Source organism: Kamptonema sp. PCC 6506 (assembly GCF_000180455.1).
Taxonomy (GTDB): domain Bacteria; phylum Cyanobacteriota; class Cyanobacteriia; order Cyanobacteriales; family Microcoleaceae; genus Kamptonema; species Kamptonema formosum.
This window is the reverse complement of the sequence record NZ_CACA01000243.1, coordinates 14133-37834: the sequence shown is the minus strand read 5'-3', so window position 1 is coordinate 37834 and position 23702 is coordinate 14133. Positions and strand designations below refer to the sequence as shown.

The following is a 23702-nucleotide window of genomic DNA, read 5'->3' as shown; positions in this document are numbered from 1 at the left end:
TTTACTCTTCTTTTGGCTTAATTTCGCTGACAATTTCATAAATATCAGTATCAGGAACTTTAGCAAATAAATGATTCATCTGCTTCAATATTTCCTGGTAAGCTTCGCTTTGATTAGATGCCATATCTTCTACGCTATCCCAGAAAATTATGGCAAGTCCTTTGTCTGTCTCCGGCAATTGTAGTAGGTATGCTCCCTTAAAACCATGAGCATAGGTTGATACAGCCTTTTGATAAAGTTGCTTGGCTTCTTCAAACTTACCGGGTTTAAATTCTCCGATGGCGACGTAGGCAAATTGATGCCGCAGAAAATCTAGAAATTCTGACATTAGTTTTACTTTGGGTAAAGGTTGATACACAAAATAGAATTTTACCCTATAACTGTAATTTTAGTAAATGCGGCTGTAAGTATTTATTTAAAAAGAAAAATTATATTGTGAGATGGGCAAGACTCCTGTCTGTCCTGATTTAGAGGTCGGTGGGAGGCTAATTTGTCTATACTGGATCGAGATTGAACAAAGTATGCTAGTATTAGCGCCAACTGTTGAAGCATTAAGGCTAGACAATAGCATAAGTCAGGAATTAGGATTCATAATTGATATATTATCCTGAATAGCTCAGGATTCAGAATTAAAACTCTAACTCCTAAATTATTTTTGAAACTACCAATAATCAATATGGCCTTAGTTAAAATTGTAATTGTTGAAGATGAAAGAATAATTGCTCTTGACCTTAAGAGCAGTTTAAATAAATTCGGGTATGAAGTCTGTGGAATATTTTCTTCGGGAGAAAAGGCCCTAGAAAAAATTGGCGAACTCCAACCGGATTTAGTTTTAATGGATATTCTTTTGAAAGGTAAGATGGATGGCGTGCAAACGGCTGAAAAAATTAGCAGCAAATTTCAGATCCCTATAGTATTTTTAACCGCTCACACCGATGAAACTAATTTGCAGAGAGCGAAAGAAACTTATCTTTTTGGATATATTGTCAAACCTTTTGAGGAAAGAGATTTGTACACAACTGTCGAGATTGCTCTTTATCGGGCGAAAGCGGAATCTGAAATTCGGAAAGCCTTAGAAAAAGAAAAGGAACTAAACGAACTAAAATCCCGATTTGTTTCGATGGTTTCCCATGAATTTCGCACGCCGTTAGCAACGATATTATTTTCGGCTGGTTTGCTGGAAAATTATGGTCAAAAATGGTCAGAAGATAAAAAAATTACTCATTTACAACGCATTCAAACAGCAGTCAAGCAGATGACAGTACTTTTAGAAGATATCTTAATTATCGGCAAATCAGAAGCGGTGAAACAGGAATTTAAACCCGTTACTATAGATTTAAAAAAATTCTGTATTGAAATTATAGAAGAATTGCAACTGGTGGCGAATGAACATGAGATTATATTTGAGTGTAGTGCCGAGAACACTGAGGTAGAAATGGATGAAAAGCTGCTAAGGCAGATTCTCTGTAATTTACTGTCAAATGCTATCAAATATTCCGATCGAGGGAGCCGGATTCATTTCGATCTGACTTTTAGGGAGGCTGAATTTACAACTAATGATTTAGAATTAAATCCTCCTGCAAAAGTTGCTATTTTCCGCATTCAAGACGAGGGAATTGGGATTCCCCTAGAAGATAGACCGCGAATGTTTGAGACATTTTACCGTGCTAAAAATGTGGGTACAATATCAGGGACAGGATTAGGTTTAGCGATTGTTAAAAGGTCTGTAGAGTTGCACGGAGGTCAAATAGAAGTAGGCAGCGAAGTAGGAGTAGGAACAGTTGTAGCAGTTACTTTACCTGTACCAAAATAGAGGTGAGTGGGAGTTGGGGTTGAAAACAGGAGATTACTGTTTATACATCTGTAACTGAAAAACTGGAGCGGCGATCGGTTCTTGACATTGCTATAGCCTTAAGATATACTTTTAACTAAGTATAGGGATGGCTGGTTATGAAGATTATAAATTTAAAATTAAAATTAAAGATGGTGGCAACTCGCCCTGACACTAGCTGATATTATATAAACACAAATTAATTGCATATTATTGCCTGTTAGCAATTGTTAATTGTTAACGAGCAATCACAGTTAACGGTTAAAGTTAACAAATGGGGGATGTTATGGATAGGGTAGAAATGTACAGGACAATTGAAACATTGCAGCAGCGAGTAAAGTTCTTAGAAGCAGAAATTACTCAACTGCTTGACAGTAGGAAGAGGGAACTGGAACAGCAGGTACTAGAACGGACGGTATGGCAACAGCAGGTGAAGCGAGAACGGCTTTTAGCGAGTACGGCCTGGGGGATTCGCCAGTCCTTGAATCTAGAGGAAATTTTGAGCGGGGTAGTCAAGGAAGTACGCAATTTGTTGCAGTGCGATCGCGTGGTTGTTTACCAGTTTGGCTCCAGAATGGACGGTACGATCGTTGCAGAATCCGTCGCTCCCGGTTGGTCTAAAACTCTGGGCAATTATATTCCCGACACCTATTTGCAGGAAAATCAGGCTTTAAAGTACCGCTGGGGACACAAGCAAGCGATCGCAGACATTTCTCAAGCTGGGTTCAAAGATTGTCATCGGGAATTATTAGAACGCTTGCAGATTCGCGCTCAACTCAGCGTTCCCATCTCGATCGAGCGACATTTCCCACTCGCGAGTCAGGAAACTCAAAACTCTACCCCACTGCTGTGGGGTTTGCTATTTGCCAATCAATGTTCTGCGCCGCGTCTGTGGCGAGAGTCAGAATTAGAATTGCTAGACGAACTAGGAGTACAAATCGCGATCGCCATTCAGCAGAATTGCTTGTTTGGTGAGTTGCACGCTGAACTCACAAAACGCCAACAATTAGAAATTGCCCTTACTGAAAGCGAAGAAAGATTTCGCTCCATTGCTAACAGTCTCCCTGTCTTATTATGGATGTCCGATCCCACCGGGGAACGCAATTTTTTCAATCAAACTTGGTTAAACTTCACGGGGCGCACTCTTGAACAAGAAATTAATCACAGTTGGATGCGAGGGTTGCACCCAGAAGATTGCCAGAAATCTGTAGAAACTTACCTTTGTGCTTTCCACCAACGGCAAAGTTTCCAAATAGAATACCGCTTCCGACGCGCTGACGGCAAATATCGCTGGCTGTTGGATAAAGGAGCCCCCAGATTCTCCTCAGATGGCAGTTTTGCCGACTATATTGGCTCCTGTATTGACATCACCGATCGCAAATGGGCGGAGGATGGGCTATACCAAAGCGAACGCCTCTATGCAACGCTAACAGAAGTCTCGCCTGTAGGCTTCTTCCGCACGGATGTTGAGGGGAAAAATTTATATAGCAACGAGCGCAGTTGCGAAATCACTGGCCTCGAACCAGGAGAAAGCGTAGGATATGGTTGGACAAAGAACCTGCATCCAGACGATCGCGATCGCGTTTTAGCTGAATGGCATCAAGCCATTCAAACAGAGGAAATATTTAGCTCCGAATATCGGTTTCTACGCCCGGACGATACTGTAAAATGGGTATTTGGTCAAGCCGTAGCTGAGAGGGAAGACAACGGCACAGTAGTCAGTTATATTGGCACTATTACCGACATTAGCGATCGCAAACAAGCTGAAGCCAAGTTGCAAACAGCCTACCAACAATTAACTTTTCACGTCGAAAACTCCCCTTTAGCCGTCATCGAATGGGACAAACATTTTCGAGTAAAACGCTGGTCAAAGCAAGCAGAAAAAATCTTCGGTTGGCAAGAAGAAGAAGTTTTGGGGCTTCACCCTAACGAGTGGTCAATTGTATTTGTCGATGAGATCGAGAGCGTGAATGAAGTATTAAGCCGCTTGCTGACTGGGATGGAGTCTCGAAATACTAGCTACAACCGCAATTATACCAAAGAAGGTGCAGTGATCTACTGCGAATGGTACAATTCCGTACTCTTTGACAGCGCCGAAAATCTGATATCTATCCAGTCATTAGTTCAAGATGTAAGCGATCGTAAAGGTGCAGAAACAGCCCTACAACATTTAGCCGGAGAGTTAGAAATTAGAGTTCAGGAACGAACGCAGGAATTAGCTACCACCGTGAAACTTTTACAGCAAGAAATTGCCGAGCGCGAGCAAGCCCAAAAAGAATTACTTGTGGTTAAAGAGCGCTTACAATATTTGCTATCCGCTAGCCCGACAGTGATTTATAGTTGCAAGGCAGAAGGCAATTACGCCACAACTTTTATCAGTGACAACATTGCCGTTTTGTTAGGATACAAACCCACAGATTTTATAGAAGAATCTAGTTTCTGGATTAATGGCATTCACCCCGAAGACGTACCGCGTATTTTCAATGAAATGATGTCCAATTTTGGCGGCAGTAAGCACATCCTTGAATACCGCTTTTTAGACGCATTCGGAAATTATGTTTGGTTACAAAATGATTTAACACTGGTACGAGACTCAGCGGGAAATCCCTTAGAAATAGTTGGTTCAATGATCGATATTACTGCTAAAAAACTAGCAGAATCAGCACTTTTAGCAGCTAAGGAACAATTACAAGCCGTGATCGATGCCGTCCCTGGATTTGTGTCTTGGATTGGTGCAGATTTGCGGTTTCTGGGGGTGAATCGGCAATTAGCACTGATGTTTAATCTGTCTCCCGATACGTTTGTTGGCAAGGAAGTCGGATCGATCGATTGTAATTTTAACTGTACAGATTTTATTAGTGATTTTTTTACTGCTTCTGACACCTCAACCAGTCAAGAAATCACCCTCGCACTTGCCAGCGATCGGTTATTACCTCAGAGCCGTACTTATTTAGTAGTTGCTCAGAAATATAACCAGGAACAAGCTGCGATCTTTGTAGGAATTGACATCACCGAACGCAAACAAGGCGAGGAGCAAATCAAAGCTTCACTTAAGGAAAAAGAAGTATTGCTCAAAGAAATTCATCACCGCGTAAAAAACAATCTACAAATCATTTCTAGCTTGCTCAAACTTCAGTCTAAATATATCAAAGATCCAGAATCAATGGTACTCTTTCTGGATAGCTACAACCGGATCAGATCGATGGCTTTGATTCATGAAAATTTGTACAGAACCACAGACTTAGCTAGAATTGATACTGCTGAATACATCCGCAAATTGGTATCGAACTTGTCTAGCTCTTATGGCTGTTCGTCAAGACTAATAGAAGTCAAACTAGAAATTGAAAGCATTTGTTTAGATATTGATACCGCAATTCCTTGTGGTTTAATTATCAACGAACTGGTTTCAAATGCTTTTAAATATGCTTTCCCACAGGGTCAGAAGGGAAAAATATTAGTGAGTTTTAAATTAGAAAATAACACTAACTTTGTTTTAAGAGTCAGCGATAGCGGCGTTGGCTTCCCTGAAAATTTTGACTGGGAGCAAACCGAATCTCTCGGATTGCAGCTAGTTGTGAATTTAACCGAACAATTAGGCGGTAATATAGAATTAGATCGAAGTCGCGGTACAGACTTTCAGGTATACTTTGCCAAGAATACCCGTACTAAATGAGCCGATATAAATTATCAAGGAGCTAGCAACACAGTGAAAAAAATTTTAGTTGTTGAAGATGAAAAATTGATTAGGCTTAACATTTTAGAGTGTTTGGAGAATGCCAATTTTGTGGCATTTGGTGCAGAAAATGGCAGCAAAGGTATTCAATTAGCAGGAATATATCAACCAGATTTGATTATTTGTGATATTATGATGCCCGACATTGACGGCTATTCAGTTCTAACAAAAGTACGCCAAAATATTGTTACTGCTACTACTCCTTTCATTTTTTTATCAGCTAAAAGTGAAAGAGAAGATATGCGTTTGGGTATGGAACTGGGAGCAGATGATTATATTACCAAGCCTTGTACGCCTACAGAACTACTCAGCGCGATCGCAGCCAGATTAGAAAAACATAATGCCTACATTCAACAGTCTGCTAGCGAACGCGATCGCGCTAAATCTTTACAAAAAAGAGTCCAAGAACTCCAGCAAATCAGTGAAACTAGAGAAGAACTACTAAGAAGACTTTCAGAAGACTTACGAGATCCGATGTCTAATATCAATATGGCGGTGGAAATGTTGAAATTAGCCCCTTCTCAGCAAGCTCGCGATCGCTACCTCAAAATTTTGCAGCAAGAGTGCGCTCGCGAATTAACAATCCTCAATCAAATCTCCAACTGGCAAGATTTTTTAACTCCCGAAAATATCCGGCTACTGAATAGATTGAATATTTCTAATAATTCTAATCAGCATAACCCATGATGAAATCATAGTACATTTAGCAGGAATGCTAGCAAACAAACTATTGTCGATCTTCATAGTTTAAGATTTATAAAAACTATTTAAGCAAAGAGAGGAGAATAAAAATAATGCCTAAAATCTTGGTAATAGAAGATGAAGAATTAATCAGAGAAAACATTTTAGAACTGCTGGATGCTGAGGAGTTTGAAGCTCTAGGTGCAGCCAACGGAAAAATTGGTGTAGAGATGGCAGCTCAACAACAACCAGATTTGATTTTGTGCGATGTGATGATGCCAGAACTTGATGGTTATAGCGTTTTAGCTGCTTTGCGATCGCATCCACTTACAGCCACCATTCCCTTCATCTTTCTAACAGCAAGAGCTGAAAAAGCTGACACCCGCAAAGGCATGGAGTTAGGAGCAGATGATTATATTCCCAAACCTTGTACGCCAGCAGAATTGCTAGCTGCGATCGCAACTAGGCTACAAAAGCAAGCCATAATTAACAAACATTCTGAAAAAAGAATGGATGATTTACGTAGAAATATCACTCGTTCTCTGCCTCACGAACTACGAACTCCCCTAAATGGAATTCTGGGTTTTACTGAAGTTCTTATATCCGAATACGACTACCTAGAACCATCAGAAATTAGGGAAATCATACAACGAATTCACTATTCTGGAAAGCGCTTAGAGCGGCTAATAGTAAATTTTTTAATTTATACAGAGCTGGAAATATTAGCAGCTAATCCACAGCGCATCAAGACACTCCGCGACACTCTGGTGAACTCTGCTGAAGCTGTGATTGCAGAACAAGCTTGCCAACAAGCTAAACAGGCACAAAGAGAAGCTGATTTACAACTAAACCTCCAAGATTTCTCCGTACCAATGGCGGCAATATGGCTAAATAAAGCAGTAGAAGAACTTACAGGTAATGCTTTTAAATTTTCGCAGCCAGGTACGCCAGTCAGGATATCAACTGTGGTGGAGAATAATATATTTATATTATCAGCAACTAACAAGGGTCGGGGCATGACCGCCGAGCAGATTGCTCAACTAGGAGGTTATATGCAATTTGAACGTAAAATTTATGAACAGCAAGGTTCTGGTTTAGGATTGAGTATTGTTAAACATATTGCTGAATTGCATGGTGGAAAATTAAAAATAGAAAGTATTCCCAGTAAAGAAACTACAGTTTTCGTTTTTCTTCCTTTGTAGATGTAAAGTTGATTGATTATTATACAAATAAAAAGCTACACTCTAAACTGTGCTAAGTAGTCGGATATAATTAAACTCCGGGTGGGCGCTCGCCGCAAAAAACCTGTAACTCATAGAAGAAGATGGTTGCGGCGAGCGCCCACCTTACAATTTATTGCCAAGGTACTCAACCTTCCAAGATATTTGACGACCTGAACGACCTGAACGAACAAAACGAAATCCTTCGTATTCAAAGCTGACTGAGTTTTTAGTAATGAACGAAGTAGATACACCAAGCAACTGAGCAATTTGGTTAGTTGTTAATTCTGATCGTTGAGATGCTGCTTTTTTCAGAGGCTCTAGATGTTCTGGTGGACGATTAACTTCCAGTAAAGTAGATTGAAATTGACTATCTGAGGAGGATAGGGATTCACAACTGGTACTAGATGAAGCCCGAATTTTAGAGAAGGATTGAGTAAAAGATAAAGCAATTCCAAGATTGGAAACAATCAAATAGGCGATAAAACTTGGGGAGGAAAAAGCAACTCGCCCGTATCTTACGATAGGGATCTCGCGATTATTATTGAAACGTCGGTCTGGTTCACCATCACGGCGAACATATTTCCAAGTTTTCCCAATAACTGTTGCATCACTTGGAAGCGACTCTTGCTCTACATATTCCAAATCTTGCAAGGATACCTGTACTTCATTGTAAGAAATTGCACTATAAACACCATCTTGAAATACAAAAAAGCGATCGGGAAGTAGATACAGTTTAATGCTTCCTGCATCAACACCCCAAACATCAACGTTAGTTTTGAGAAGATTGGGATTTTGCTTCCCAATTTTTGCTCGCTGTCGTATGAGTGCTGAGTTAGAGCCAGCATTTCTCTTCCAATCACCGACGGCGACTTGTGATTTCAATCGCCATGAGCTTTTTGTTGCAGATAGATTGGAAAAAGACGCAATACCGTCATAAAATTTCTTCTCTGAATAGTCATCAGAAAACTCATAAAAAAGTGGCGTTGTCTTGCGTTTAACATCTGCCTTGTAGACTACATAAGTAACAACTGCTAAAATGATAGATAATGGAACGAAAACAAACAGTAGAATTAATGTGGCAATTCCACAGTAGATAGAATAGTACGGACTTTTAACTCTTTTGTTAATTTGATCAATAATTTCTGCTGCTGACCTATCTAAAATTACTTCCTCGTAATCTTCTGAATCTTCATGTGTAGAGCCATAAGCTCTTTCAGGAGCTTGATAAGTCTTCTGTTGATATGTAGTACCTTTTTTACCAACTTTAATTACAGTATCTGGAACCTGCTGCTTTTTTTTAGATGAAGTCATTGTAATATAGTTAGTCCTTATGGGTTGGAATTGATTTATTCAAATGAGTGAAGTAGTGTTGGCTTCCTAGAACAATACCTAACGACAACATTACGATGAATATGAAACCAACAATCATGAACTTGGATTTTGAAAAGTTGTCAGCTTTGCGTGACTTTTCTGTAGACTTAGGTATGAAGTTACTAGGTGATAAAACTTTGTAAAGACGACTTGAAAATAAATGCAATTCATCCTGAGAAGTTAGTTTATAAATTCTATTAGATTCTAAAATTTTTGAATTTTTAACAGCTTCGATCAATTTAGGATCGGGGGAACTTGGACGAAAATTGTCCCACTGATATTCACAGCTCTCATAGAATAATTGAAATTCCGCAACTTTGAAAAATCTAGCTTCGTCTTTGTCGGCAATTACAAGATACTCAGCTTCATTTATACGTCCTTTTTTGAATAATCGATTAATGTAATAAATCGCCTGGGCAATAACCTTTGCTGCAACCTCTATATCGCCAAGTTTGACTGAATACTTGAATTCAAATAGAACCTTATTGACCACTAAATCATGTCTTTCCTGAGTCTTAACTGGTAGAGAAAACTCTCTGATATAAGCAGCCTTAACTTCTTCTTCATTGGTTGCACTCTGTAGAGCCTCAATAAAACTAAACTCCTGAGCTTCTGACCAGAGCTTTCCTTGTTGATTTGTTCGCTTTGCTTGCTCTTCCCACGCCCCCATAAAGAAAATTCCTAGCTGTAAAGCTTTATCAATGGTGACACTATCCTAACTTACCGCACCCATACCCTCAAGTTCAACGTGCCAACTGAGGGTGAAAAAACTTAACTATTAATTTAATTGTGCCGCATACTCAGCAAGCAATCAAGGAATTATCGAAAATTCATTTCCCTTATCCTGTAGTTAGGCCTGATCTTAAAGAGAAGGCTACCGCGCCCTTGGCTGTTCCCCTACAACTCAAAACTCCTTCCCTTTACCATCTTGACTACTCTAGGGCTAGCGTGGACTAGACTGGGTATGTTGATTTTGGTTAAAATATCATGAACTCTTCATCTAAAGGCCGCCTAGTTTGGAACCATTCCACCCACATCCCCGGTTTAATCCCCATCCTAGAGCGCCTCACCTATCTAAACGGCATTCAAACAGTCACTCCAGCCGTCATCGGCCATGTTAGAGGCCATATTCCCCGCTTAACATTAAGAGTATCAGTACCCATTCGCGGCGGATTTAAACTAATCGCCAGACAGGGTAAAACTGTACAAGAGGTATTTATATTAACAACTCTGAGTCAAGGCGACTTAGAAAGTGCGATCGCGCAAGCCTTACTCAAGGGGTGAAAAAGTTAAAAATTTTCAACTAATCCTTCCCACATATCAGTTTTCAATTGATTACGTACTGCTCTTGATTAGCAATCAGCAATTAGCCATTAGCCATTAGCAATTAGCTATTAGCCATTAGCAATTGTTGATTAGCTAACATTGCACGAGCCCGAACTGCCAAAATTTCATCTGTCTTGATTATTTCCTCAAGCCGAGCTAAAACCTCAGCTAACCAATTAGCCTGCACTGTCGCCGCAGCCAAAGCTTGCAATCCTCCCACTGCTGCATAGCGAACCACCCACTCCGGGTCTTGAGACGCTTGTAGCAGGGTTTTGCAAGCTATTAATTGAGCTTCTGCAACCCTTTCTGGTGGCAATTGTTGCCAGCAAATCGTCCCTAAACCCTTAGTGGCGGCGCGACGCACGCTAAGAGCAAAATCATTAATGGCTGCATCTACTAAAACCTCTAAACCGCGTGGATCTCCAACTCCCGCTAAGGCGCGAATTGCCCAAGCTCTAGCACCGTAATTATAGCCGTCAAGCTGTTCTAGTAAGGGCAGTACGGCGGGTTCTCCCACTTGAATTAGACCTTCAACGGCTGCAACTGCGGCACCGGGGTTGTTATAGCCGAGAACTGTAATTAAAGTGGGAATTGCGCTCTCTGAACCAGTTGCAGCTAAAGCTTTAACTGCATTTAATAAGCTATCGGCTGAATCTGCTTTTTCAACTTCACGAATTAGTTCTATTACCATTTATTTATGTTAAGACTTACTTACTCACTACTATTTTCTGTCATTACGACCCAAGGGAACTAATCTAAGGGTAGGAAGCCAGCCCGAAGCAATTGCTACTCTCGATTTTTCGTTGCTGTTACTAAGTCCTGTAAACATTAAGAGAGAGAACTTTAGAGCAAACTATCCATCAGGGTCATTACTTGGACAGATTCATCAGATAAATAGAGGGATGGTGTTTGGTTCAGGTGGTGTTCTAATATTCCTTTAAGAGCAATCAGTTTAAGGCTATTTTCTGCTAAAGTTTCTGCGATCGCCACAGCTCCGGGCAAATAACCGATCGCTCCTAAATCCATTAAAGCCGATCGCCGCAATTGCAAATCACCGCCCTCTAAAGCTTGAACTAGGCGATCGCCATAAACTGCTTGACCTGTTAACTGGTACATTGCTCGCGCAGCAGCGTATTGTACCCGTTCTACAGGATGGTCTAGAAATGGGGCAATTAAGTCTGTTGCCGATCGAGCTTGGAGGGTTCCTAATGCTTCAATCACGGCATCATAAGGCTGTACTAAGTGAGGTTTTCCTGGTACTCGCACCGCAGCGGCCAAACCCCCTTCTAGCAATTTTACCAGTGCCGGAATGACCGTGCGATCGCCTAGCATTTCTAATGCCTGTACCGCCGCTTCCCGCACGTAATAGTCGGAGCATTCTAAACATTTAATCAGCGTCGGTATCGCTTGTTTATCTTCCAGTTTCCCCAATGCCCGCGCTGCATTGCGTTGTAGGGAATAGTCCCCCGCTAGAGTCAGTTCTGACTCTTCTTCCAAAGCGGCAATTAAACCTGCAATTGCCTCTGGTTCCTTAACTCGAAACCGACCAATCCACCAGGCGGCATAATAGCGAAGGCTATAATCTTGGTGGCTCAAATTCGCGATCGCCACATCCACCGTTAAAGACTCGGCCCCACTCATCTCCGGTGGCAAACCTGCTTCTGAATACTCCATAATTCTTTATCTAGCAATCACCAAGAGGGTGAGAAAATTTTTAATTACTAAAACCATTAATTTAGATCGCCTTTTCTTTCAGACTTCTGCTATAAATGGTTAATTGCTAACAACTAATTCCCAAATGCTAATTTACATAACTAGCAATCAGTAATTAGCTATTAGCAATTAGTTATTAGCTATTAGCTATTAGTTCTGCTCGGCTTCGACCGCACCATTTGTCAATGGTTGAATGCTAACAATTGTTCCACCTAAGCGAGCAATCCGTTCCATTTCCTGATTCATCCGGCTGTAAGGCACGACGATTAATGTACTGCCAGAGCGAATCTGATAGTCATTGTGAGCCGTGTTTTCATTTTGGCGCAAGCCAGTCACTTCATAGCGAAAGCAGCGAGTGCTAGACGAGGAAGTGCTTGGTTTTCCAGCTACGTTTTGACTCAACATTGTGCTTTTCACTTCCAACTTTTGAAGATTTATCAACCAAATTGCCAATGCTTAACAGTTAACATTTAACAGTTAACTGTTAACTAAATAGCAGTAACGCTGGCAATTCTGCCACCCAGGCGATGAATTTTCTGCATTTCATTGAGTAGTGCTTCGCCAGGTATGACGAAAGCCCTGCTGCTGCGGCGCACACTGGGATATCCGCCAACACGAATACCTGCCACTTCAAGGCGGTACAAACGACCTTCTTTGCCGTAAGCTGCTGCGCCACCTAAACCAGTGCTAGGAGTAACGTTGGCACTAGAAGGACGATAAGCCCAGCCGTCGTTGCCGCCAGAGGGCCCAATAATCGCACTCACCGTGTTGGAACCAAGTTCTCCAGCTAGGCGAGAGGAGTTACCTTCTAATTGAGCGCGATCGCTATTAGCATAGCCCCGGTATAAGCGGAATATGCGGGTAAACCCAACAGATCTTTGTCCTCGTTGAAAGACAAAGGCTCGGCAGTAAGGCACAATATCTTCACCGAAGTTTTCTTGATACTCTACAGAGTCAATGTAGGAATCAATATCAGCATCGTAACCTTGAGATTGGTACAAATTCAAATGATGGATCACTTCCGACTCATCGTAGGGAGCGCGACCTAGCAAATGTTTGTAGTTAAGTTCAATCAACCGGGTTTGGAAACTGTTGTAGAAAAACTTGGTTTTGTACAGTTCCGATTTCGCCACAGCCCGGACAAATTCCCGTACTGTCAAGCTACCATCAGACAGCAAAGACTCAGCACCGACTAGACGCTCTGATTTCATTACGTAGTCGTTACCCAATAGCTGACGATAAACAGCCTTAATCACAACTTGTGCGTCTTCTTTAGTCCAATTTTGACGCAATTCAAGCTTGGGTGCATCGCTATAAGCTGATGTTCCTAGTCTTGATGCTTGAGCGGTAATAGGCACGTCAAATCCTCCTGTGATTCACAATATCGTTCTTCGATTTGGGATTTTAGATTTTAGATTTTGGATTTATCCCTAATACACAAATAGAGAGATTAAAAATTTCAGAAAAAGCAAACTTTTCCCTTGCTAAAGCTAGGGGCTTGTTCCCAAAAAATCATCCAAAATTAAAAATCTAAAATCTTACAGCCAGTTGTTGGTCGTTAACTTTTAACTGTTGGCGGCAAAACAGTTAATGGGCAACTGATAAAGAACTGTGTCCCTGATTTAGCTAGGGAAATGCTTATGATACTGCCGCATACAGTCAATTTTTTATCGGTTTGCTCTTAATTAACTTCCAACCAGAAAACTTGTTTATTGCTCTTTGCAGCATCTACTGAAAACCGAAGATGCCCGGGAATGTAAACAACCGCTAACCTATTTGCTAACAGCAGCTTACCTTTCCGGGCATCACGAGCGCGATCTAGCTCAGGGCGTTGATTGCGTAGTCGATGTAGGAGTTAGCTTCAGAGGCAGCGTCGCCACTTAAACCGTGATTAGCTTTGATGTACTTGAGGGCTTCAACGTACCAGCTAGGAGACAACTCGAATGTGCGGTTGATTTCGTCGAGTCCTGCAATCAGGTACTCGTCGATGGGGCCGGTACCACCAGCAACCAAGCAGTAAGTGATCTGGCGCAGGTAGTAACCGATGTCGCGGGCGCACTTGGCTTTACCACGAGCATCAGAGGCGTAGTTATTCCCTTGCATTTGAGTGGTGTAGGGGAATTTGTTGTACACTGCTTGAGCTGCACCATCGGTCAAGCGCTGAGCGTTAGCGCTCAAGGATTTGGCGGCTTCTAAGCCAGAGGTGGCTTGGCGGAAGCGACCGAAAGCTACTTGGAGTTCGGTGCTGCTCAGGAAGCGGCCTTGAGAATCGGCGGCTGTCACTGCTTCAGTCAAAGGGGTTTTCATTGTTGAGGTATCTCCCTAGTGTTTTGCTTTGGTGTTCGTAACAAGTTTGTTTTGTGCAGATGCGATCGCTCGCGTCTTACAGAATATGACCGACAGGGCTTTTTAGCCTACAGCAGAGGCAGCACGGTCGAAGTAGCCACCGATTTCAGAAACCAAGGAGCTGCAATCACCACGAGTGATGCCATTGGTATCGTTAACGATCGCGATCGCTGCTTCCTTCATTTTTTGGACACCGGCTGCAACAGAACCACCGGGAACTCCCAGAGCTTGGTAAGTTTCGCGGAGACCATTCAAGCAGCGATCGTCTAAAATGCTGGCATCGCCTGCGAAAGTTGCGTAGGTGACATAACGCAAGATGATTTCCATGTCGCGTAAGCAAGCTGCCATACGACGGTGGGTGTAAGCATTACCGCCAGGAGCGATCAATTGGGGCTGTTCGGCGAACAAAGAACGAGCTGCGTTAGCAACGATGCTGGAAGCGTTGCCGGTAATCCGGTTAACTGCATCAATGCGCTTGTTGCCATCTGCAACCATGCTGCTCAGGGCATCCAATTGACTGTTGGCGAGGAATTCGCCGCGAGCGTCAGCTTGGGAAACCACTTTGGTGAATGCGTCAAAACTCATGAACGAACTCTCCTACTTTTGGACTTAATTACGATACAAAACTGTTCAGTTAAAATCGATTCAGGCTGCTAGAGAGCCTGGAAAGGTTGAATACAGACCCCAGCTACTAGGCTGGCAGGCTTGGTTTCTGTCTTTGCCTCTGCTCTGGCTTTTTCCTGCCTGGCAACGGGCTCTTAAGAAACCTTAGAGAATTTTACACCGTTTATGAGAGGTAACAAACCTTGTCAATCAGTGTTTTTATTAACTGTTCGCCTGTTGTCTTAACCCTTCAGATAATCTTTATACAATGATGTCGAGCGTTTGTTTATTACAAATTATTACGGAATTTAATCTTTTTTCATAGATTAAAAGTGGTAGGACTTAGCTCTAAAATTTACTCCTTTTGATAGATGCGCTTGCAGAGCTTCAACAGTCTAGGAGCTTCAGCTCTACCTTAAGTGGGCAGAGTAGGGATTGGGCAGGAAAGACCTAAAGCGCGATCGCCCTTGGGCGATGCCCCTTACTCCCCGTTTTGTTAAGTAATGTAAACTAAATTAAAATTTAGTATGTAAGAAGCGGTGAAAGGGACTACTACGAAATATTTGAATATTGTCGTAGTGACTTGAGCGGCTCCCGATGTTTTAGTTAGGAAGTTGAGCGGCTACTAGGACTTAAAAATACCATCCGAACCATGACTATAGTCTAGCACCAGATACGCGACCCAAACATTCTGTGACTATTTCCTCCCTTGCATTGCTAAATATTAGTGAAAGCTACTTTCTAAGCTTTCCCTAACCATCCGCTCTCTTGCTCTAGTAATAAGTACCGATGAATGCTACTTTCTAACCAACGAGCGGGAGGTTGTACCCAATCCTAGTTAACTGTTATAGTGGGTATCATTCCGCGATTTATCGTAGTAATTTTCACAAATAATAGCCCGCTCGCCCTAATCATACCAAATAGTTCTGCCCCTAGAATTCTCTCGCAGTTTTAACGACAATCTCTCAAGCAACCAACATTTAGATAGCATTTATATTCATCAAAAGTAGCATTTACAAGGTAAAAAAGCCGATCTCGTACCCATGTGTACGTGAGTGTAAAGGATAACATTCTTGGTAGTGCTGTTTGACAAGTCTCGCTTTTTGTTTTACTGTCACCGCTCGATTTCATACATATAATTACACCTTAACTAATGTTATAAATACAGCGAATCAAGTCGCTATTACCACATATTTCATGAGAAAAAGAGTGAATCAAGTTGCGCCTCGAATATATTTTAATTCTAATGATCCTAGTAGCGATTGGAGTCGTTTTTGCGTACACTAATCACGACCCGAAATTCCAATTTCTTTACTTTAGTTTACAAAAGTGCCACGATTAGGGAAGATTACAAGTCAAAGGTCAAGACTCCCGCCAGTAGTCAAGCTGCGGTGTAAGAGTTAAAATCCTTGGACTCAAAGGATTGACCACAACTACTTGGGTAAAACCCCAAAAAATTGCTAATTTTTATGTAGTGGTGGGTCAAAGTTATTCAGCCGGAGGAAAGTAAGCGGACACACAGAGAGAAATACGCAATTTTTCTTCTCCCTCCTGCTTCCTTTTTTCTCCCACAACAAACCCCACAAGCCCAATGCCTTAAGCCCAATGCCCCATCCTCAAACTATGCCTTCAAATTCTCCGTTAGCTTGGCACAGCCTAGAAATTGACAAAACCCTGCAACAGCTAAGCAGCGACCCCGACACTGGTCTGAGCGCTCAAGAGGTGTCACAACGCTTGCAGCAATACGGCCCGAACGAACTCGAAGAGATAGCAGGGCGTAGCCCTTTGTCGATTTTTATCGACCAGTTCACCAACATTATGCTGTTGATGCTGATGGGCGTGGCTGTAGTTTCGGCTATTTTGGACATCAGAAGTAACAGTTTCCCCAAAGACGCGATCGCGATTTTTGCCATAGTCGTCCTTAACGGTATCTTGGGCTATCTCCAAGAAAGCGGTGCCGAAAAAGCCCTCGCTGCCCTCAAAAACCTAGCTTCTCCCCTAGTGCGAGTAGTGCGCGATCGCAAAATTTCGGAAATTACCGCCAAAGAACTCGTACCGGGAGACATCATGCTGCTGGAAGCCGGGGTAAAAGTAGCAGCCGATGGCCGTCTGATCGAAGCATCCAACTTGCAAGTTAGAGAATCGGCCCTCACAGGGGAAGCTGTACCAGTCACCAAACAAGCTGGGGTAGAACTCAAAGAAGATACATCTTTAGGCGATCGCATCAACTTAATTTTTCAAGGCACAGAAGTAGTCCAAGGCAGGGCAAAGGCGATCGTCACCGGCACCGCAATGGATACGGAACTGGGTAAAATTGCCGCCCTTCTCCAGTCCGTAGAAAGCGAACCAACACCGCTACAACAGCGGATGACTCAGCTAGGAAACGTTCTAGTCTCAGGAGCCCTGGGCTTAGTTGCCATCGTCGTCATTGGCGGAATGCTCAAATTTGATGGCGGCGGGCTGGGGTTCGATACCAGTAGATTTGAAGAACTGCTAGAAGTCTCCCTAAGTATGGCAGTGGCCGTCGTTCCCGAAGGTCTATCAGCCGTAGTCACAGTCACTCTGGCACTAGGAACTAGGCGGATGGTCAAGCGTAACGCCCTAATCCGCAAACTGCCAGCAGTAGAAACTTTAGGTTCCGTCACCACGATTTGTTCCGACAAAACCGGTACCCTGACTCAAAATAAGATGGTAGTTCAGGGAGTCAATACCGCCAGCTACAGGGCGGCCCTGACTGGGGAAGGCTATGCCCCCATCGGCGAGTTCATGGATAGCGCCTCTAACAAAATTGAGAATTTAGAAGAATATCCCGAACTCGAATCTATACTCGTCGCCTGTGCAGTCTGTAATGATGCAGTATTGCAGCAAGAAAAGGGCGAATGGATAATTTTAGGCGACCCCACAGAAGGAGCTCTACTTTCCTTGGCGGGAAAAGCCGGGATTTACAGGGAACAGCAAGCTAGAGTTTTACCTCGCGTGGCAGAGTTCCCCTTCTCCTCGGAACGCAAGCGGATGAGCGTGATTTGCGAAATGCCAGGACATGGAGGGAAATGGGCTGTACCTCTGGAAAATGAGGAAGAGGCAAATTATTTAATGTTTACCAAGGGCTCTCCAGAATTGATTTTGGAGCGCTGTAAATCTATTGTCACGGGCGATCGCGCCGATTTTCTCACTGATGAAGTTCGCACCAGCATCCTAGAGCAAAATAATGACATGGCAAGTCGCGGCCTGCGCGTACTTGGTTTGGCTTATAAATCTTGGGAAAGCTTGCCGTCAGAAGCTTCTGAAGAAACTAGCGAGACAGAGATGGTTTGGCTAGGGCTGGTGTGTATGCTAGACGCACCTCGACCAGAAGTAAGGGACGCAGTGGCAAAGTGTCGCGACGGTGGTATCCGCGCCGTGATGATTACAGGCGATCACCAGTTAACGGCAAAGGCGATCGCGATCGATTTAGGAATTGCCCAAGCAGGCGATCGCGTCCTCACCGGTCAAGAATTAGAAAGGCTCAGTCAAGAAGAACTCAAGGAGTTAGTTAGTAGCGTCAGCGTCTACGCCCGTGTCTCCCCAGAACACAAACTGCGAATAGTTAAAGCCTTGCAAAGTCTAGGCAAATTTGTCGCCATGACAGGGGACGGCGTAAATGACGCTCCCGCCCTCAAGCAAGCAGATATCGGTATTGCAATGGGTATTACCGGCACCGATGTCAGCAAGGAAGCTAGCGATATGGTGCTGATCGATGACAACTTTGCCACCATTGTCGCCGCCGCTGAGGAAGGGCGAGTTGTTTACACCAATATTCGCCGCTTTATTAAGTACATTTTGGGTAGCAACATTGGCGAAGTTTTGACAATTGCAGCCGCTCCTTTAATAGGTTTGGGAGGAGTTCCCCTCTCGCCTTTACAAATTTTGTGGATGAATTTAGTTACAGATGGCGTTCCTGCTTTAGCTTTGGCAGTGGAACCAGCGGAGCCAAATGTAATGAAGCGACCTCCTTTTAGCCCCCGCGAAAGTATTTTTGCCAGAGGGTTAGGTCTATATATGGTTCGCATCGGGATTGTTTTTGCAATTATCACGATCGCGATGATGGCTTGGGCTTATAGCTTTACTCACGCTCCTGAGTATACGGGCGATCGAGACACTTGGAAGACGATGGTGTTTACAACTCTCTGTTTAGCTCAGATGGGACACGCGATCGCGATTCGCTCTAATACTCAACTAACCATTGAGTTAAACCCGATGACTAATCTCTTTGTTTGGGGAGCTGTAATTGTCACTACTATTTTGCAGCTAATGTTGATTTATGTTCCTTTCCTGAGAGACTTCTTCGGCACGCAGATTTTGAGTCCGATGGAACTTGCTATTTGCTTTGGTTTCAGTGCGTTGATGTTTGTTTGGATTGAAATGGAAAAGCTGTTTGTGCGCTTTTACCGTAAATCTCAGCATTAGGATTTGCTGGGTAGAAATACAATAAAGAATTAGTAGTTTGGGTGGAGCATAGCGAAACCCAACTCTAATTAATTAAAAATTAAAAATTAGAATTTAAAAATTAACACCTAATAAATCAATAGCTATCAACCAACAACTATCAACTAACAACTAACAACTAACTATTCTGATGTATTTGAGAAGTATCCACCTCCGACAGTTTCGCAACTACCGAGATCAGAAGGTAATATTTGATGCTCCTAAAACAATTTTGGTTGGCAATAATGCTCAAGGAAAATCTAATTTATTAGAAGCAGTAGAGTTGCTTTCAACTCTCAAAAGCCATAGAGCAACACGCGATCGCGATTTAATCCTTGACGCTAAACCCATAGGGCAAATTGATGCTAGCTTAGAACGGCAAACTGGGATAATTGATTTAACTTTAACCCTTCGCAATCAGGGAAGGCGCACTGTTGGACTCAACGGCGAACCTCTGCGTCGGCATTTAGACTTTTTGAGCGTACTCAATACAGTACAGTTTTCGAGTTTAGACTTAGATTTAGTGCGAGGTAGCCCAGAACATCGGCGGGACTGGATCGATCGCTTAGTCACGCAATTAGAACCTGTCTATGCTCACATTTTACAGCAATATAACCAAATTCTGCGGCAGCGAAATGCTTTTTTGAGGCGAGAGAAAGAGCAAGCGAACAAAGGAGAATTACCAACCACCAATTACCAATCACCAATTACTAATTACCAATCACCAATTACCAATTCCGAATTAGCTTTATGGGATGCACAATTAGCAACTGCGGGAGCTCGTGTTATCCGCAGACGCGATCGCGTTTTAGAGCGGTTAATCCCTTTAGCTCAAAGTTGGCATCGCTCAATTAGTGGTAGTATGGAGGTTTTAGATGTTAAGTACATACCTAATGTAGAAGTAATCCAAGAATTAATTGCTCGCGATCGTCTTGAAGGAGTACGTCAAGCTTTTTTAGATAAAATTAGGGAAAGAGCGATCGCCGAATATTACCAAGGTACTACCTTAGTCGGCCCTCACCGAGATGATATTTCTTTTACTATTAATAATACTCCTGCTCGTCAATACGGTTCCCAAGGTCAGCAGCGCACTCTAGTATTAGCATTAAAATTAGCCGAATTACAACTCATTGAAGAAGTTGTTGGCGAACCTCCCCTATTATTGCTTGACGATGTACTTGCAGAACTAGATCTCAATCGCCAAAATCAACTTTTAGAGACTATTCAAGAGCGATTTCAAACTCTAATTACTACTACCCATTTAGGTGCTTTTGATGCCCAGTGGTTGCAGCAAACCCAAATTTTATCAGTCCAAGCTGGACAAATCACTCAAATTTAAAGTTTATATTTAAGATTGTAGATTGACAGATTAAATATTTAATGGTATGTCCAGATAATTTGATAGTAATTTAGTTCTGCGATCCCCAAATCAAGATAGGATGAAAGTTAAATTTAATTACGGATTTTCCGTTCCATTTCTAATGAGTCTTGTCAGGAACTCAGGGCTCAAGCCACTGAGCTTGTAAGAAGTTGCAAGCTATTCTGACCAGCCTAAGCCTTAAGTGGCTACGTTTTTTGAGTCACGACACCGGCGAATGCGAAGCTAGTTTTCCGCTCTGTCATCTGCAATTAAACAGTTTTAAAGTCACTGAAACAGTGTTGCAGGTTTAACAAGCTCTTAAAACATTGGCGAAGCTAACATCACCCCGCAAGGGAGGCTCGAAAGAGCAAAACATTATGCGTACAGGATTGCGAGGTTTGAGATGGTAATTGTCCCATCGAAAGTACATTACAAAAGTACACCAAGCTAAACAATCCCAAGGCGGTAATGGACAAAAAAGATTCACGGTGGTTAAAACCACCGTGTCGTTTCCCACATACCGAGTTTTTTATGAAGCACTATGTTTCCCGCCTGCTAGCCTTGGTTTTGGTGGTTGTCATCGGCTTAATCGGCTGTTCCAATGTCCCGTCCACTCTGACTGGAGATTATCGCCAAGACACATTAGGATTAGTCAACAGTTTGAGAACAGCGATCGCCTTACCAGACAATTCCCCAGATAAGGCCCCCGCTCAAGCAGATGCGCGTCAAAAAATCAATGATTTTGCCGCTACTTACCGCCGGGATGGAACGCTGACCAAGCTTACATCCTTTACAACAATGCGAACAGCATTGAATTCTTTAGCTGGACATTACAGTTCCTATCCCAACCGTCCTCTGCCGGACAAATTGAAGAAGCGCCTAGAATCCGAATTTCAGCAGGTAGAAGCTGCATTGAAGCGAGGAGCTTGAGCGATCGAGGAAATTTGAAGGATGAAGTTTGGGGCAGAAATTAAGTATTTTCAGGCTTCATCCTTCACATTTAAGGACTTTCACAGGAAAGTCCTAGTCATTTTTACGCCCGTTCTCCAAGGGCGTTTTTTAAGTGTGCGATAATGCTGAAAAGTTTGGCAGGGTGCTGAATAACTATTGAATCCTGTCCTTTTACTCCCTTGCGAGCCATCTTCTGATTGCCTTATGAAATTTGCCTTAACTCGGAACACCACGCCTCAACGCCAGCGGCAGATATTGAGCGCGGTTGCTGCGATTTTAACCAGTAGCCTTTTCCACCCCTTCATCCTCAACAAACCCGCTCAAGCGGAAACTTTAAGCTACTGTAAGTTATCACCAAATGATGTTCAGCAAAAAGAAAATTTACGCCAAGAAGCATTAACAGGAAAGCCAGAAGCTCAGCAAGCCTATTTTTCGATTTTGGCTGAACACGCACGACAAATGACAGAGTGCCGCACTAGAACTTGGCCGCAAACTCAGGCAATTTGGTTGCGTTTATATCCCTGCGATGCGAGGCCCGGGGAAATAGACAGAGTTTTAGATAAAATTGTTAATCAAGGCTATAACCAAGTCTATTTAGAAGCATTTTATGATGGTCAAGTGTTATTACCAGCAGCCGACAATCCCACCGCTTGGCCTTCTGTACTCCGAACTCCTGGCTATGAAAAATTCGATATCTTGGCAAAAGCGATCGCTAAGGGTAAACAGCGGGGTTTAAAGGTTTATGGTTGGCTATTTACGATGAATTTTGGCTATACTTATGCTCAACGTCCTGATAAACAGGAAGCGCTTGCTCGTAACGGCAAAAATCAGACAACTTTAACAGTTAGTCAAGACAATAATAGCTCTGACCAAATAGTAGAAAGTCAGGAAAATTACGCCTTTATTGACCCCTACAGTAGGCAAGCTCGACAAGATTATTCTGTGATGATTAATCAATTGCTGAAGCGCCGACCAAATGGAATGTTATTTGATTATGTTCGCTATATGCGTGGGGTCGGTGGAGCTTCTGTTGCGACTAAGGTTCAAGATTTATGGATTTACGGTCAAGCTTCTCAAGAAGTGCTGTTACAACGCGCTCAAAATCAACAAGGGCGGGATATAATTCAACGCTATTTGGCGCGGGGATTTGTTAATCTTAATGACGTGCAAGCTACTAACAAACTTTATCCGAAAGAGAAAGAACCCCTGTGGCCAGGGCGGATTCCTTTACCTGAGCCAAAGCCGACAATAACTCCGACTTCAGGTAAGTCTAATTCTCCAACTATACCACCCAAAAAACCTGCTCCTGGCAAGCCAGAAGTGCCGCCCCCAAAACTTGTTGACCCTGCAATTTTACAAAATGATTTGTGGACGCTAACTGTTGGTCATGCCGTGCAAGGGATTTTAGAGTTTTTAGGCTTAGCAATTCAACCCGCTCAGAGGATGGGATTACCTGTGGGAGCGGTGTTTTTTCCTGATGGGAATAGAAGGATAAATTCAGGGGGGTTTGATTCGCGATTGCAACCTTGGGATAGTTTCCCGGCTTCAATGGAATTTCACGCGATGTCTTACGGTGCTTGTGGAGATATGAGTTGCATTATTCCGCAGGTGCAGCGGGTAGTGAGTATGGCACCACCAGGAGCTTTAATTATACCTGCGATCGCAGGCGGTTGGGGTCAGCCTGTGAAGAATCGTCCTTCGTTAGAAATTCAAATGCAGGCGATTCGCAATGCTGCGCCGCAAATTAATGCTATCAGTCATTTTTCTTATGGCTGGCAAGAACCACAGGACGATCGAGCTCGGCGTTCTTGTCGGATGTAAGCAACCGCCAAGGCGGTTAGGGGCTAGGGGCTAGGGGCTAGGGGCTAGGGGCTAGGGAAAGAGGGGAAAGAAGGGAAGAGAATTAGAGGAAGTTCTTAATTGCTGCAACAATTGCACCCATCCTATTTCCCCTCTTTCTTTAGCTATAACTAGCTGAGTTTGGTAGAGCAATCTCCTCATCCTTGCCAGAGCCAGAACAACTACTCAAAAGGATTAATAAAGAGTAATTTAACAGTTCAGACTTTAGGAAGATGGAGAATAACTAATAATTTTTTAAGC

Annotated in this window: 18 protein-coding genes; 9 read left to right on the top strand and 9 right to left on the bottom strand. The window is 42.9% G+C overall.

All coding sequences use genetic code 11. The annotated features are described in order from the left end of the window. Position 1: 1 nt before the first annotated feature. Complete coding sequence (locus OSCI_RS12585) at positions 2 to 328, bottom strand: hypothetical protein (RefSeq protein WP_007355340.1); 327 nt, start codon at positions 326 to 328, stop codon at positions 2 to 4. Between the two features lie 348 nt (positions 329 to 676). Between OSCI_RS12585 and OSCI_RS12580 the strand changes: the two genes are divergently transcribed. The 4 genes from OSCI_RS12580 to OSCI_RS12565 all read left to right on the top strand — a co-directional run bounded on the left by OSCI_RS12580 (position 677) and on the right by OSCI_RS12565 (position 7447). Continuing rightward, positions 677 to 1813, top strand: a complete 1137-nt coding sequence (locus OSCI_RS12580) for a hybrid sensor histidine kinase/response regulator (protein ID WP_007355339.1) — start codon at positions 677 to 679, stop codon at positions 1811 to 1813. Between the two features lie 304 nt (positions 1814 to 2117). Further along, the gene (locus tag OSCI_RS12575; protein ID WP_234708745.1) at positions 2118 to 5504 is read left to right on the top strand and encodes a PAS domain S-box protein; all 3387 of its coding nucleotides are present in this window, start codon (positions 2118 to 2120) and stop codon (positions 5502 to 5504) included. 33 nt (positions 5505 to 5537) lie between these two features. Next, complete coding sequence (locus tag OSCI_RS12570; RefSeq protein ID WP_007355337.1) at positions 5538 to 6251, top strand: response regulator; 714 nt, start codon at positions 5538 to 5540, stop codon at positions 6249 to 6251. A 107-nt stretch (positions 6252 to 6358) separates the two neighbouring features. Then, positions 6359 to 7447 carry a hybrid sensor histidine kinase/response regulator gene (locus OSCI_RS12565; protein WP_007355336.1) on the top strand — a complete coding sequence of 363 codons (1089 nt, stop codon included), beginning with the start codon at positions 6359 to 6361 and terminating at the stop codon, positions 7445 to 7447. 144 nt (positions 7448 to 7591) lie between these two features. Here OSCI_RS12565 and OSCI_RS12560 read toward each other — a convergent pair whose 3' ends face one another. Together OSCI_RS12560 and OSCI_RS12555 are read right to left on the bottom strand one after the other, a co-directional pair. Beyond that, positions 7592 to 8779 (bottom strand): hypothetical protein, encoded by a 1188-nt coding sequence (locus OSCI_RS12560; protein WP_007355335.1) that lies wholly within the window; start codon positions 8777 to 8779, stop codon positions 7592 to 7594. A 10-nt stretch (positions 8780 to 8789) separates the two neighbouring features. Next, entirely contained in the window at positions 8790 to 9509 is a 720-nt protein-coding gene (locus OSCI_RS12555; protein ID WP_007355334.1) for a hypothetical protein, read from the bottom strand. Between the two features lie 317 nt (positions 9510 to 9826). Between OSCI_RS12555 and OSCI_RS12550 the strand changes: the two genes are divergently transcribed. Continuing rightward, positions 9827 to 10123 carry a DUF2103 domain-containing protein gene (locus tag OSCI_RS12550; RefSeq protein WP_007355332.1) on the top strand — a complete coding sequence of 99 codons (297 nt, stop codon included), beginning with the start codon at positions 9827 to 9829 and terminating at the stop codon, positions 10121 to 10123. 103 nt (positions 10124 to 10226) lie between these two features. On the opposite strand, the gene OSCI_RS12545 is transcribed toward OSCI_RS12550, so the two are convergent. The 6 genes from OSCI_RS12545 to OSCI_RS12520 form a co-directional block, all read right to left on the bottom strand. Then, the gene (locus OSCI_RS12545; protein WP_007355331.1) at positions 10227 to 10856 is read right to left on the bottom strand and encodes a HEAT repeat domain-containing protein; all 630 of its coding nucleotides are present in this window, start codon (positions 10854 to 10856) and stop codon (positions 10227 to 10229) included. 152 nt (positions 10857 to 11008) lie between these two features. Next, on the bottom strand, positions 11009 to 11839 hold the full coding sequence (locus OSCI_RS12540) for a HEAT repeat domain-containing protein (RefSeq protein ID WP_007355330.1): 831 nt from the start codon (positions 11837 to 11839) through the stop codon (positions 11009 to 11011). 189 nt (positions 11840 to 12028) lie between these two features. Further along, positions 12029 to 12283, bottom strand: a complete 255-nt coding sequence (locus tag OSCI_RS12535; RefSeq protein WP_007355329.1) for a phycobilisome linker polypeptide — start codon at positions 12281 to 12283, stop codon at positions 12029 to 12031. A gap of 83 nt (positions 12284 to 12366) precedes the next feature. Beyond that, complete coding sequence (locus tag OSCI_RS12530) at positions 12367 to 13236, bottom strand: phycobilisome linker polypeptide (RefSeq protein ID WP_007355328.1); 870 nt, start codon at positions 13234 to 13236, stop codon at positions 12367 to 12369. A gap of 460 nt (positions 13237 to 13696) precedes the next feature. Then, positions 13697 to 14185: a phycocyanin subunit alpha gene (cpcA, locus tag OSCI_RS12525; RefSeq protein WP_007355327.1), complete on the bottom strand. Its 489-nt coding sequence runs from the start codon at positions 14183 to 14185 to the stop codon at positions 13697 to 13699. 102 nt (positions 14186 to 14287) lie between these two features. Further along, positions 14288 to 14809: a phycocyanin subunit beta gene (locus OSCI_RS12520; RefSeq protein ID WP_007355326.1), complete on the bottom strand. Its 522-nt coding sequence runs from the start codon at positions 14807 to 14809 to the stop codon at positions 14288 to 14290. 1641 nt (positions 14810 to 16450) lie between these two features. Here OSCI_RS12520 and OSCI_RS12515 point away from each other — a divergent pair. From OSCI_RS12515 to OSCI_RS12500, 4 genes are all read left to right on the top strand, one after another. Beyond that, on the top strand, positions 16451 to 19273 hold the full coding sequence (locus OSCI_RS12515; protein WP_173401169.1) for a cation-translocating P-type ATPase: 2823 nt from the start codon (positions 16451 to 16453) through the stop codon (positions 19271 to 19273). 169 nt (positions 19274 to 19442) lie between these two features. Further along, entirely contained in the window at positions 19443 to 20630 is a 1188-nt protein-coding gene (recF, locus tag OSCI_RS12510; RefSeq protein ID WP_007355323.1) for a DNA replication/repair protein RecF, read from the top strand. Positions 20631 to 21182: 552 nt separating this feature from the next. Then, the gene (gene psb27 / locus OSCI_RS12505) at positions 21183 to 21581 is read left to right on the top strand and encodes a photosystem II protein Psb27 (protein ID WP_007355321.1); all 399 of its coding nucleotides are present in this window, start codon (positions 21183 to 21185) and stop codon (positions 21579 to 21581) included. Between the two features lie 225 nt (positions 21582 to 21806). Continuing rightward, positions 21807 to 23423 (top strand): hypothetical protein, encoded by a 1617-nt coding sequence (locus tag OSCI_RS12500; protein WP_007355320.1) that lies wholly within the window; start codon positions 21807 to 21809, stop codon positions 23421 to 23423. The last annotated feature ends 279 nt before the right edge of the window (positions 23424 to 23702 follow it).